Source organism: Siphonobacter curvatus (assembly GCF_002943425.1).
Lineage (GTDB): Bacteria > Bacteroidota > Bacteroidia > Cytophagales > Spirosomataceae > Siphonobacter > Siphonobacter curvatus.
The window spans coordinates 1,269,333-1,282,503 of the sequence record NZ_PTRA01000001.1 but is presented as its reverse complement, the minus strand read 5'-3'; the positions used below and the strand labels follow the sequence as shown (position 1 = coordinate 1,282,503).

Here is a 13,171-nt window from a genome sequence, read left to right as displayed (position 1 = left end):
CTATGGATCCTCGGCTTGCTTGCGTACTCTACTATTAAACTGAGATTATACTGTTTCCAGAATACGGCCTTTGCCGCCTTTGGAAATAACCACTTCATTGGCGTACTCTTCGGCTTTGCGGCTCTTGTAATTCCACCAGCGTTTGCCAAAATTTTTCTTCATTAAATCGTCGAAGGTACGCATCGCCGTAATGTTAAAGATACCTTCCGCCCGCGTGGAAATTGACGGATCAAAAGCCCGTACCGCTAGTGCGTATCCGCCTTCCAGGTAGTTCATGTAGTGCCAGACGCCCGAAGGAATGTATAACATATCACCGTGTTCCATCACGCAGTCGTATCCTTCCAGATACTGCATAGCCGGATGCTTTTCGTAATCCGGATTCTCAGGATCCACGTAGCTCAGAATCCCGTACGGCATGCGATACAGGTGCTTCGAGTATTTCTGATCGAAAAGGATCACGCGTTTTTTGCCGTGAAACTGCGTCAGGAATACGTTCGATAAATCCATATCGTAGTGCAGATACACAATTGAACCCGCTCCTCCGAAAAACATCATCGGATATTTCTTCAGGAAGCCCTTCATCAGGTGCTCGGGGAAACTGAAATCATTACATAGATCGGGGATGTGATCGAAGATGTTAAAGAGAAACATCCGTAAATCAACGGGCCCGGACGCAATCAGATCCAGATACTCGCCAAACTTCATCACTTTGTCCGGCTGGTTGAGCTTGGAGTTAGGCGTGGGTTTGGAGTTGTCGTACAGGGGCACTTCGATGTTACCCGCTAAAGTCTTGAAGTAATCCAGACGCCACTTTTCAAAAGCGGGCCATTTATCGGCAACCCCTTTTAAAATAACAGGGCGATGGGGCTTCAAGTAATTTTCGCGAAAGGCTTCGCCGGAAATATTCTCGACTACGTCGACGGGATGAAGCTTCATATTGGTATTCAGAAATTGAATTTATCGGATAGAATAAGCAAAAGTAACGCATTTACGTTGCATAATTCCAATACAATACTTGAAAAGATTGTTCCGCAAAGCGTTAAACTTTTTTAAGACACCATTCCCGAGAGAATGTCAATTCGTCAACTATTTCTGAAAATGCCCGATCCGTTAATTTCGCATCATATTCACGCCCGTAATCAGGAAGACAGTTCCGACCAGGAAAGGCACCACGGACTCCCATTGGGTGATTTTCCAACCCAACGTGGGTTTTCCATCATTCAGAAACGCTACGCAGGCAAAAAGGATAATGAAAGTGCCTAAAATGGTAAAAAACGCCCCGAAAAAACGGGTCATTGGATTGGGTGTGGAAGGCTGCATAACAATTGGTTTTCAGTGTATGGTTTTCTATGTTCCGTGATTGATAATGGGGATGATTTCTGTACGGTATGGAGTAAAAATCAAGAAGGATGCTGGGTACTAAAGACCGTTCCTAACAACCGACAACTAGCAACGATTAAGCAAGTTCTTACCGTCGATTATCGTCTCCCTGCAACATACCCAGGTAACTGTGATAGCGACTCATGGCAATGGTCCCTTCCTCTACAGCATCGCGTACGGCACAGGCCGGTTCGTTCAGGTGGAGACAATTGTGGTACCGGCATTCGTTGAGCAGCTCCCGCATTTCGGGAAAATAATGACTGATTTCGGCCGGTTCCATGTCAATCAACCCTAGCTCTTTGATACCTGGCGTATCAATAATAAAGGTACCCGGTTCGAGTTCGAACATTTCCGCGAACGTGGTAGTATGCACCCCTTTGTTAGCAAACGTCGAAACTTCACTGGTTCGTAAGTCCAGATCAGGAGCAATGGTATTGACCAGCGTCGACTTACCCACGCCCGAATGCCCGGATACGAGCGATACTTTCCCCTTCAAACAAGCCCGCAGTTCGTCCATCCCCTCGCCCGTCAAAGCCGACGTTCGCAGAGTACCGTAACCCAGCTCCGCGTACATATCCATAATGGGCTGGTGTTGTTGCCGACCTTCTTCATCGAAAATATCCTGTTTGTTAAAAACAATGACTACGGGAATCCGGAACGATTCTGCCGATACCAGAAAGCGGTCAATGAAGCCCAGCGACGTACGCGGAAAATCAAGCGTAACAATGAGTACGGCCTGATCGAGATTCGCCGCCAGCAAATGGGCCTGACTGGTCTTATGTACCGAAGCCCGGGCAATGTAATTCTCCCGGTCTTCAATGTGCGTAATGATGGCTGTATTTTCGTTTTCGTTTTCTATATCCATCGTCACGCGGTCGCCTACGGCCAGTGGATTAGACGTTTTCAGCCCTTTAATTTTAAATTTTCCTTTCAACCGAGCCTGCCAGATGTGTCCTTCCTCATCCCGGACATCGTACCAGGAACCCGTCGATCGTATGACTAATCCTTGTTGTGACATGTCGTGTTTCGTAGACTTTCGTCTTTTCTAAGGTCTTGTTCGGTATCGCTCATCGCCGGTTTCGTACCCAATCCATGATTTGTTGCGTCGCACCCTGATTCGTATACACATAGTTCCGACTCGTTTCGGCTTCCCGCTGGTACGTTTCCGGCGACTGTAGCAATCCATCCAATACCTGACTAAATTCTGTACCATCGGCTACGGCGTGGGCTGAACCCAGAGCCAGCAAATCGTGAGCTTCCTGGAATTTGCGGTATTTCTTATTCCCGAAAAAAACAGGCATCCCCCATACGGCCGCCTCGACGATATTATGCAAGCCATCTTTGTAAGCCCCCCCGATAAAAGCAAATTGCCCATACCGGTACAGGCCTGCCAGCATCCCCACATTATCGACCCAAAGAATGTCGGCACTGGCTATACTTTCTTCCGTGGCTTGTGAATAACGTATGGACCGAAGCGGTACTTCCGTTGCCCAGCGTTCGATTTGTTGCACATCAATTTCGTGCGGAGCTAGAATCCATTTAAGCTTCGTTGCGGTACCTCTTGTTTGTATATAGGTACGGATTACATTCCAATCTTCTGGCCAGATCGATCCGCCCATGAATACGCGATTGGCTCCGCAAAACTGCTCGACGATCGGAAAACGTTTGGCTTGTTGGGCAATCTCAATCACCCGGTCAAACCGCGTATCCCCCGCCCGACTTACGTTCGTAAGGCCAATACGGTTAAGTAGTTCCACGGATTCCTGATTCTGGACAAACAGGTGCGAAAAGCAGTGCAGGATTTCGCGGTAAAAACCACCGTATGATTTAAAAAACGTCTGTTCCGGTCGAAAGATCGCCGAGAAAATTACCACGGGAATGTTCCGCTTTTTAAGTTCAGTCAAGTGGTAATACCAGAATTCGTACTTTACCCAAAACGCCATTTCCGGCTGGATGGTCTCCACAAACCGTCGGGCCTGTGCTGGAGTATCCAGCGGCAGGTAGCCTACCCAGTCGGCCTGCTCATAGTTCTTTCGCAGTTCGTAACCCGAAGGAGAAAAAAAGGTCAATACAATCTTCCAATCCGGATTCTCCTTCCGAAAGGCTTCGAGTACGGGGCGGGCCTGTTCGAATTCACCCACGGAGGCACAGTGAAACCAGGCCGTATTCGGTGCAGCTTGGTAGTTTTTCAATTGCGTCCACAACCGTTGCCGCCCCTCCACCCAGAGGCGGGCTTTGGGGTGAAAAAATGCAGCCAAACGGAAGCCCAGCTGCATGAAAAAAATCGAAAGTTGGTATAGAAAGCGATACAAAACGTCTGGAATGATACTTTTACGCACCAAAAATAGAACTTAAAAAACGTTTTTCAGGGTTATTAATCCATTAAAGCAATACAACCATTATGAACTGGCAACCACTAACGGATGCGGAACAGTTGGAAGCGATTAAAAAGGAATCCTTCGAACATCCCGTATTGATTTACAAACATAGCACTACCTGCTCCATTAGCTCCACGGCGAAGGCTCGTCTCGAACGGCAGTGGGATGACACCCAAGGCATTTCGGCCTATTACTTGGATTTACTGCGGTACCGTCCGCTATCCAATGCCATCGCTCAGGAATTTGATGTGGAGCACGAATCCCCGCAGGTACTGCTGATTCGCGATGGACAATGCGTTTACAATGAATCGCACTTTGCTATTCGTTTTGATGAAGTCCTTGGTCATGCGATATAAAAAGAGGCAGCCCGAAAACAGGCTGCCTCTTTTGCTTCGAATCCTCGGAGCCATTAATTAAACGGATACCCATTGGCTTCCAGAGCCGCCTGAGCCACCCGACGACGGGCATCCTTCAGATTGATCGGATCAATCTTGGTGAACCGTTTCAGGCCCATCAGCATCACATTGAGCTCATCACCTTCGGCAAAACTCGTAATAGCCTGACGACCCGCCCAAGCTACTTTCTCCACGGCCTCGTGCAGATATACCAGAGCGGCATCCCGGTGCACCGTTACGGCAGCTTCGCCCCGCACACCGATCAATTTTTCTACCCGCAACAGGGCCGATTCAGCGGCGTAAACTTCAATCAGCATGTCCGCCAGATTCATGATAATTTCCTGCTCTTTGTCGAGGGCCATCATGAATTTCTGTACGGCCGCTCCTGCCGCTAGTAAGATGGCTTTTTTCAGGTTCTTCAGTACTTTCTTTTCCTTGATAAACAAGCCTTCTTCTTCATCCGTACCAAAGTCCGGAATACTCATGATTTCCTTACCCACGGCCATGGCCGGAGCCATAATGTCGAGCTGCCCTTTCATGGCCCGCTTCAGGATCATATCGACCGTCAGTAATCGGTTGATTTCGTTAGTACCCTCGAAAATCCGGTTGATACGGCTATCGCGGTACGCCCGTTCCATGGGAGCATCCGCCGAGTAGCCCATGCCGCCGTAGATTTGTACGCCTTCATCCACCACGTAATCCAGTACTTCCGAGCCGTGTACTTTCAGAATGGCACATTCGATGGCAAATTGCTCGACCCCTTTCAGTTTGGCTTCGGACTCGGGCATACCGCCAGCGATCAGACTTTCGATGGCGTCGTCGATGTTCTGACCCGCCCGGTACGTTGCCGATTCTGCCGCAAATAACTTGAGAGCCATTTCACCAATCTTGTACTGAATAGCCCCAAAATTCGCAATCGCTGTATTAAACTGTCGTCGCTCTTGAGCGTAAGTTACAGCTTGCGCCAATACTGATTTTGCTCCGCCCACACAGGCGGCTGAGAGCTTGATTCGTCCAATGTTGAGAATATTAACGGCAATCTTAAAGCCCCCCTCCCGCGTATATAACTGGTTTTCGAGAGGAACGGGCGTATCGTTGAAGAAAATCTGCCGGGTATCCGATGACTTAATGCCGAGTTTATGCTCGGGTTCATTCATGGTAATACCGCCGAAATCCTTTTCTACAATGAATGCTGTCAGGTTTTTGTCCTGATCGATTTTAGCAAAAACAATAAATATATCCGCGAAACCGCCGTTGGTGATCCACATCTTCTGGCCATTCAGCAGATAATGGGTACCGTCGGGAGCTAAGGTGGCTTTGGTTTTAGCCGAATTGGCGTCCGATCCGCTATCGGGTTCGGTCAGACAGTAAGCAGCTTTCCACTCGCCGGTTGCCAGTTTAGGCAAGTATTTAGCTTTTTGCTCTTCGTTTCCGTAGTATAAAATCGGTAGCGTGCCAATGCCAGTATGAGCCGAGAGAGCCACGGCGAAACCGCCCGAAGCTCCGATCTTGTCCGTTACCAGCATGGATGTATTGAAATTCATCCCAAAACCACCGTAGGTTTCAGGAATCGAGGTGGCTAGTAATCCCAATTCGCCTGCTTTATTCAAAAGGTCCACCATGGGTTGGTAGCTTTTGGCTTCGTCCAGTTCTTTCAGACGCGGCATGACTTCCCGATTCAGAAATTCTTCGCAGGTAGCGGCTACCATACGTTGTTCTTCGCTTAAATCTTCGGGAATGAATACACTTTCAGCGGGGGTATCGGCAATGAGAAACTCGCCTCCCTTTAGGGTCGATTTGGCAGCAATCATAGCAATAGATATTAAATAGGTTTATAAGGTAAAGATGAAAAAAGAAACAATAGTATGCAAGCATACTATTGTTTCTTTTCGATACGTGTCCTACTCTACTGAATCCTGAATCAGAGCTTAGCTGACCTAGATGATTCCAGCGAAACCTTTCCGGCAATTTGAAGGTTATACACTTCCCTCCCTTACAAAAAGAATCTATGAAATCGCTGAAACTGGAGATACCCCTTACCTCATACGCTACTGAAGCCGAGCTTCCCCTGGATGAACAAACGCTGGTGGAACAGGCTCGGCAGGCTACGTATAAATCTTATGCTCCCTATTCGAATTTTCACGTAGGAGCCGCCTTGTTACTCGAAGATGGTACTGTGTTTACGGCTAGTAACCAGGAAAATGCGGCCTATCCCTCGGGTTCCTGTGCCGAGCGTTCGGCTGTCTTTTACGTAGGAGCCAATTACCCCGATAAGAAAATCAAAGCCATTGCGGTACTGGCTCGTCCTGGAACGGGCGATATATTTCAGGCCGTATCGCCTTGCGGTAATTGTCGGCAATCGCTGTTGGAGTATGAACATCGGCAAAAACAGCCCATTCGTTTATTGATGTTACAGCCGAAGGGCGGCATTATTGCCATGGATTCTATCGCTGATTTGCTACCGGTGAAGTTTGACGCGGATGATTTGTTTGGTAAATAGTTAGGGACGGATTGAAATCCGTCCCTAACTATTTAGCCGAGCCTACGGGTCTGTAAAGCTCCTAAAGACCCTTAACAAAGAGCCGTAGGCTCAACCCCTCTTGTAATGGTCGGATTTTAATCCGCCCCCAGCCTCTCTTATTTCAACAACACCACTGGTCCTAGCAACCCCGAAGGTTCCGGCTCCCATTTGGAGGCATCAAATGGCTTATACTGAATGCTCACAAAGTTGATGTCGTAGAACTTACGCCAGGGGAATTTGTCTTCATCCAGCTTGCGGATTCGGTTGGCGGAACTATTCGTCACGTCAATTTCCAATATATTCTCCTCCTGCAGTACATTAGCCGGAAGCTGAATCCGGTAGGGTAAACTCCAGAGTTTACCCAAGGATACCTCGTTTAGCCGCACTTGAGCCGTTTCGCGTACTACTCCCAAATCCAGCAGGATTGGTTGATCGGTCTTCCAGGCTTCCGGGCGTTTGAATCGTAGCGTATACCGACCCGTTCCACTAAAATTCTGACTCTCCGCGTGATCCAGCTCCGTCCAGGAAACCAGTCGCGACGTAGCCAGTGGCATGGGGAGTTCGGGCTGTCCTTCCTGAAAGTCAATCTGCCAGATTCCGGTTAGTTTGAGCGTGTCCTTCACAGCGGAGTACTCCGGCCAGGGAGCCCCTTTTCGCATGGACGCGTACGTTTGGAGGAATACCGATTCGCCCGGCTCCAGAGCCAGCTCAATCTCCGACGTACTGTCCACCTGAGCTTGTACAGGTACGTACCCCTGCCGTTTCCGCAAAGGATCGGTCACCTGTACCGAGTGAGCCCAACTGCCAAGTCGCACCGTTCCCCGGTGAAACTGATTACTCAGATTGGTTACGAAGTATAAGGTTCCTTCCGCATTGGTTTTCCGTAAGAACGAAAGTCCCTGCTCCGCCATTTTCTCCTGCCGAACCTTCAAACGCTTGAGTTCAGACAGGTAATCTTTCTTTACCAGCGTCGCTAATGATTTGCGAACACTTTCTAGTTGCTGTTGCCGATTTTTCCAGTCCTTGTAGCCACTCACCCGGCCCGGGGCTTCGGCGAAGACTACATTGGCTCCCTGCTGTATCAATTGCTGAATCTTTTTCAACGTTTCCAGCGGAACATACTGCGTTTGGGGAATCAGCAATACCGGATACGTTGTACCCGCCGCCGAAACCAGCTTTCCTCCTTTTACCGAAAAACCCTGTAAGAGACTATCCGAAACAAAATCGGTCTGATACCCATGATTGCGAAGCTGCTGAGCCGTTGCTCCGAAGGGCGTATCGTGCAACCAGCGGCGAGCATTGGCGTGTACGTCAAATAGAAAGGGAGCTTCGCCTGCCGCTACGCCATGCCAAATGTCCTGTACCGGAAAGTACAGCAACACGCTGGCATCCGGACGAGCCGTTTGTAAGCGTTGCTGACATTGTTCGATATACTGATTGAGTTCAGGCAAATCTTTCCAGAAGTGACTTTGCTGATTGTAGTTCGTGGACGCGTAAAACAGCCAACCCGGCCATTTTTCCTCCGGAGGTGAATAGGGGATACCGTGGTAAAAGATGTGATTAACGCCGCCCGTAAACAATTCATCCACAATGGGTTTAATTTGCGAAAGCGATACGCGAAAATGTTCCGCCAGCCAGGTAGAGGTCTCCGAAGATACGAGCGGCTTACCCGTCAGGTGAGCCGCCGAAGACGCAAATTGCATGGTCAGTACGCCCGGCACGCCGTAACGGGTAGAATCATAATCCGGATCGAGACGGTAGTTCGGAATGGCGTATTGTTTACTGCCAAAATACTCGGTTTCAGGAATATCCGTCAGGGCGTACAAATCCAGCAGGTTTCCCGGCGAGCCGTGGGCCTGATCACGGGTGATTTTTCCCTGTTGCTGCGACCAGCCCGTCCACATGCGAGTGAAGCGGTCCCGCAGTAATTCCGACAACGTTGTATGATAATCGGCCCAGATGCGGCGTTCGTCTTCCGTTAAATTCTTCGTTTTAGTAAGAACCGCTGGTTTGAGACTATATCCCCGACGACGTTTAAATTCGGCCAGAAAATCGTTCGTCCAGTTGGCTCCATATACTTCATAGGAATCATTGTAAAAGGAACGAACCGTATTGCCTTTGGACAGATTCGCGTCGAAATGCTTCAGGTAATTTCGTACGGCCGTTTCATCGAACGGATTCATCACTAGCCCTTCGCCCCCCGGTGCAGCCCGTTTGACCTGCTGCTTCGTGGGTGATACCAACAGGGAATCGCCCTGAATACTGAATTTCTGAGCTCCGTCACTGACAGATACCCAGGGACCTCCGTAGGGCCAGCCCGTACCCAGCGATAAATCAATACCCAGACCTAACTTCTGGGCTTCTTGCAGGGTGAAGGTTAAGGCTTTGTTCCACTCTGGGCTCAGAAAAGGAAGAAATTGCTGCTCATATCCTTTGACGCCGTAGATGGGAATGATATGCAATCCTCCTAAACCGGCTTTGGCGTAATCTTGTAAATTTTTCCGGATGCCCTCTTCCGTTACTGCACTGCCCATCCACCACCAATACGCCCAGGGCTTGGCCGTATTCACATTACTAGCAGGGGCCTGGGCCAGGGAAGAAAACGACCACAAGATCAGCCATGCACAAACGATACGCTTCATTCTGTTCAAATTAATCCTCTAAAAAAACAATACGCCGGACGATGTCCTAGTATTTTTTCAATTCTTTCTTGGAAAGACGATGAACGGAATGACTTTCTCGTACGGGTAGAACGATAAAAAGCCCCGCTTCGCGAACGAAACGGGGCTTTCAAAAGGGATATACTAGGGATGCTTAACCTTCTGCACCCACACCATCCTGTACTTCAAAGCACAGAGAAGCAGCTCCCAGCAAACCAGCATCATTACCGAGCGTAGCCCGTTTGATTTCCAGCGTGTCCAGGTTATACGGCGTCAGCCAATAGTTTAATTTCTTAAATACGGCTGGCATAATAAAATCAAAGGAAGCCGACAGACCGCCACCGATCAAGATGAGGTTGATGTCCAGAATCCGTACCAACGAGGCCAGACCATCGCCCAGAATTTCACCCACCCGCTCAAAGATTTGCAGAGCCAGAACGTCATCTGCCGCAGCGGCTGCTACCAGACCGGTCGTTGAGATCGTACCATCGCCGGGCAATTGCGTCGCTCCCGTGTATTCGGAACGCATTTTCGTGGCCAGGTTCAGCAATTCATTTTTACCAATGTTCCGCTCCAGTACTTTTCCTTCTACGGAAGGAATATGGCCGGGCTCCATGGCATTTCCGTTTCCGCCCGTAAATACCCGGCGATTCAGGATGGCGGCACCGCCTACGCCCGTTCCCAGGGTAATGAAAATATAATTTTCGTCGATCTTTTCTTCACCGAAATAGAATTCGCCCAAAGCCGCAGCGTTGGCGTCATTTTCCAGATAGAAGGAAACGCCAGCAAACCGATTGGACAGGTACTCGACCAGCTTTACATTATTTAACTCCGGAATGGCCGTAATTTCAAGGGGTACGGTACGCTTGCTGTTGATCATTCCCGGCAGACCAATTCCTACTTTCGTAAGCGTAGGATTATCGAGCAGTTGCAGAGAAATGGCATCGCCCAGTCGTTCTTCAAAGTGACCGGATTGCCGCCAACTAAGCGTATCGTGGCTGTAAAAATTTGAAATTTTACCCGTGGTAGCGTCTACGATGCCCATTTTGACATTCGTTCCACCCACGTCTATGCCTAGGTACTGGTTATCGGCCATGAATGTTGGTAACAGGTTTGGTAAATCAATTGCAGAAAACTACGGCGAAAATAAGGGTTCTCTTCCTTTATTTAATAAGATTTTTTAATAAGTTGTATAGAGTTACTTACTTTCGCCCGTTAGCCAAATAAAATAATAGAAATTAACCGACTGGCTATCAAATTCTGAGATCGGTTACAAATCTCCCAATTGTGGGCGTACCAGTAGTTCTTCCACCACAGCCGAAGGAGATAGATGGTAACTGGTCCAAAGCAGTTCGGCCATGTCGTCTACCTGCATAAAGCGGCTTTCGGGTAAATCGCTACCCGCCCAGCTTTCGGTATAGGTGGCACCCGGCAGAATGGCCGTTACTTTAATTCCTTTGGTTTTGAGTTCTTCCCGTAACTCCCGCGTCAGCCCCAGTAAGGCGTGTTTCGCAATGCAGTACGAACCACCGTTGGGATAGGCTTTGATACTGGCTGTCGAACATACATTCACAATGTAGCCCCGTTGCCGCTCCATCATGGCGGGTAGCAAGGCCCGGGTCAGGTGATACGCCGAACCTACGTTGACGTTGATCATCGTTTCGAAGGTACCCTCCTCTTCGTTGTAGATCTGGCCGGGCAGAAAGAGTCCGGTATTATTCACCAGCATTTCAATGGATCGCTGTTGAGCCTTAACGAAAGCGGCAAAGGCTTCAATCTGTTCGCGTTCACCCAGGTCAGCCGTGTAAATGTGTACCTGCCGGCCTTCGAACTCCTGTTCCGTTTCTTGTTTGAGTTTCTCCAGATCTGCCGTGTTGCGGGCAACGGTAATGGCGTCGAACCCTCCTTTTACGAATCGGCGTAAGATGGCCTTGCCAATACCCTTGGTGGCTCCGGTTACGATAACCAACGGTTTTCCCGCCAGGGGAACATCTTTTGTTTTAATCAGTTCACTATTCAATAAATCACTCATTATCAGTATTTTGTTTAGTAAACAATGAAACCCACCGGAAAGATCCGTACTGGATTCGCGTACAGATCGATCATAGAAGTGCTTAATTCGTAAAAAAATCCCTGTTGCGATGCGAAAGTACCTCCTCCTGCTGGGTTTCCTGACAGCCTTTTCTTCCCTCTATGCTCAGTCGAAACTGATTGTAAAAGTCGGTATTGGACCGAGTTTTCCGTATGGAAAATTTGAAGATTCTGAAACGCAGGACCTGGCCAAGCTTCTGAAAACCGGTCCTAACCTGGGTTTGACCGTGGCCCATGATTTTAGTCGACACTTCGGACTGGCACTGACGGCTTCGGCCTGGACCCATGCTGTGAAAAACGAAGAAATGACGCAGTATCTGAAAGACAAGTATTTACCCGCGGCCTACATTCCCTTGGTCAAATCGATTAATGCTTCTGCGAAAAAGTTTGAATTTTATACGGGCTACCTATCTCCTTATTACACCTTTGAAGTAGGCGAACGAATTCGGATCGATTTGCGGTTAAATGCAGGAATCATGCATTTGCGTTTTCCCTCCATCACGGGGCAGGGAGAAGCCATTAATCCGCTGGAAACGCCCATGACCGGAGTTGCGTCCCCCCTTACCGTGTCGAGTGAAGCCCGGGAGGCAACCGCGTTTATGTACGGAGCCGGAGCGAGTGTCTGCTATAAATTATCCGAAACGTTCCGAATTTTTACGGACATTGATGGCTTACGGGCCCGTCCGTCGTTTGATGATATTCCCGTAACGGCTACGCTCGGGCCCGTAACACTCGCCTCGGCCCGTCCGGCCTTTTCACAAACGGCGGGTACGCTGAGTGTTCGTTTCGGAGTGGGATTGTTTTTTTAGTAGCTAGATTACTGCCCCTATTAACCTGTGAAGAAGCCCGTTATTTCGGGTACTCTTTCACGCCTTTGTATCGTCATGGCAAAACAGCTTACGCCTGCGTGAGTTTTACTGAAAGCCGATACGTATTTAAATGGATTTGTCTTCCAACTGAAAACCGAAAACAGACAATTGTAAACTGATTAAGCCATGAATTTACTTACCCGTGTGGGTCGTTATTTTATCTTTCTGGGAACCCTGTTTACACGTCGCGAAAAAGTGAGTGTGTACGCAAAACAGATCCTGGAGGAAGCTGTAGCACTCGGCATCGACTCCATTTTTATTGTCTCCATCGTTTCTACCTTCATCGGAGCCGTAACCTGCGTGCAGACAGCCTACAACCTGGTAAGCCCCTTCATTCCCGACTACGTAATTTCGCTGATCGTACGGGATATGACGCTGCTGGAGCTGGCTCCTACCATTACCTGTATCGTACTGGCCGGAAAAGTGGGTTCCAACATCGCCAGCGGCTTGGGTACTATGCGTATTTCGGAACAGATTGATGCCCTGGAAGTAATGGGCCTCAATTCCGCCTCCTACCTGGTTCTGCCCAAAATCATTGCTGCCGTTCTGGTATTCCCCATGCTCATTACAATTGCCGGATTTCTCTCCATCTGGGGTGGCTATGTCGCGGGTACGCTGTCGGGGGCTATTACGCCCGAGGATTACGTGTACGGAATCCGGGCTGACTTTATTCCTTTCAACGTACCATTTGCGTTAATTAAAACCGTCGTATTTGCCTTCCTAATTACTTCTATTTCAGCTTTCCGGGGGTATTATACCGAAGGCGGAGCCCTCGAAGTAGGAAAAGCCAGTACTACGGCCGTTACGAATAGTTGTATTGCCGTATTAGTAGCGGATTACCTGCTGGCTCAGTTACTGTTGTAAGCGTGAGCCCCGC

At 48.9% G+C, this 13,171-nt stretch carries 12 protein-coding genes; 4 read left to right on the top strand and 8 right to left on the bottom strand.

Features of this window, described 5'->3' with window-relative positions; all coding sequences use genetic code 11:
* Positions 1-45 precede the first annotated feature (45 nt).
* From C5O19_RS05185 to C5O19_RS05170, 4 genes are all read right to left on the bottom strand, one after another.
* Entirely contained in the window at positions 46-936 is an 891-nt protein-coding gene (locus C5O19_RS05185) for a cupin-like domain-containing protein (protein ID WP_104710247.1), read from the bottom strand.
* 174 nt (positions 937-1,110) lie between these two features.
* Positions 1,111-1,320, bottom strand: coding sequence for a hypothetical protein (locus tag C5O19_RS05180; protein ID WP_243406329.1), 210 nt, complete (start codon positions 1,318-1,320; stop codon positions 1,111-1,113).
* A 148-nt stretch (positions 1,321-1,468) separates the two neighbouring features.
* The gene (rsgA, locus tag C5O19_RS05175) at positions 1,469-2,398 is read right to left on the bottom strand and encodes a ribosome small subunit-dependent GTPase A (protein WP_104710244.1); all 930 of its coding nucleotides are present in this window, start codon (positions 2,396-2,398) and stop codon (positions 1,469-1,471) included.
* Between the two features lie 49 nt (positions 2,399-2,447).
* Positions 2,448-3,656, bottom strand: a complete 1,209-nt coding sequence (locus C5O19_RS05170; RefSeq protein ID WP_104713898.1) for a 3-deoxy-D-manno-octulosonic acid transferase — start codon at positions 3,654-3,656, stop codon at positions 2,448-2,450.
* Between the two features lie 125 nt (positions 3,657-3,781).
* On the opposite strand from C5O19_RS05170, the gene ytxJ reads away from it, so the two are divergent.
* Positions 3,782-4,114, top strand: a complete 333-nt coding sequence (gene ytxJ / locus C5O19_RS05165; protein ID WP_104710243.1) for a bacillithiol system redox-active protein YtxJ — start codon at positions 3,782-3,784, stop codon at positions 4,112-4,114.
* A 53-nt stretch (positions 4,115-4,167) separates the two neighbouring features.
* Here the strand turns inward: ytxJ and C5O19_RS05160 are convergent, their stop codons facing one another.
* The gene (locus C5O19_RS05160; protein ID WP_104710241.1) at positions 4,168-5,964 is read right to left on the bottom strand and encodes an acyl-CoA dehydrogenase family protein; all 1,797 of its coding nucleotides are present in this window, start codon (positions 5,962-5,964) and stop codon (positions 4,168-4,170) included.
* 197 nt (positions 5,965-6,161) lie between these two features.
* Here C5O19_RS05160 and cdd point away from each other — a divergent pair, with 197 nt between their 5' ends.
* Positions 6,162-6,653 (top strand): cytidine deaminase, encoded by a 492-nt coding sequence (cdd, locus tag C5O19_RS05155; RefSeq protein ID WP_104710239.1) that lies wholly within the window; start codon positions 6,162-6,164, stop codon positions 6,651-6,653.
* Between the two features lie 137 nt (positions 6,654-6,790).
* Here cdd and C5O19_RS05150 read toward each other — a convergent pair whose 3' ends face one another.
* The 3 genes from C5O19_RS05150 to C5O19_RS05140 form a co-directional block, all read right to left on the bottom strand.
* Positions 6,791-9,316, bottom strand: coding sequence for a glycosyl hydrolase (locus tag C5O19_RS05150; RefSeq protein ID WP_104710236.1), 2,526 nt, complete (start codon positions 9,314-9,316; stop codon positions 6,791-6,793).
* 172 nt (positions 9,317-9,488) lie between these two features.
* Positions 9,489-10,430 carry an ROK family protein gene (locus C5O19_RS05145; protein WP_104710234.1) on the bottom strand — a complete coding sequence of 314 codons (942 nt, stop codon included), beginning with the start codon at positions 10,428-10,430 and terminating at the stop codon, positions 9,489-9,491.
* 174 nt (positions 10,431-10,604) lie between these two features.
* Positions 10,605-11,366 (bottom strand): SDR family oxidoreductase, encoded by a 762-nt coding sequence (locus C5O19_RS05140; RefSeq protein ID WP_104710232.1) that lies wholly within the window; start codon positions 11,364-11,366, stop codon positions 10,605-10,607.
* Between the two features lie 109 nt (positions 11,367-11,475).
* Between C5O19_RS05140 and C5O19_RS05135 the strand changes: the two genes are divergently transcribed.
* Entirely contained in the window at positions 11,476-12,234 is a 759-nt protein-coding gene (locus C5O19_RS05135) for a hypothetical protein (RefSeq protein WP_104710230.1), read from the top strand.
* A 186-nt stretch (positions 12,235-12,420) separates the two neighbouring features.
* Positions 12,421-13,158, top strand: a complete 738-nt coding sequence (locus C5O19_RS05130) for an MlaE family ABC transporter permease (RefSeq protein ID WP_094809953.1) — start codon at positions 12,421-12,423, stop codon at positions 13,156-13,158.
* Positions 13,159-13,171 lie beyond the last annotated feature (13 nt).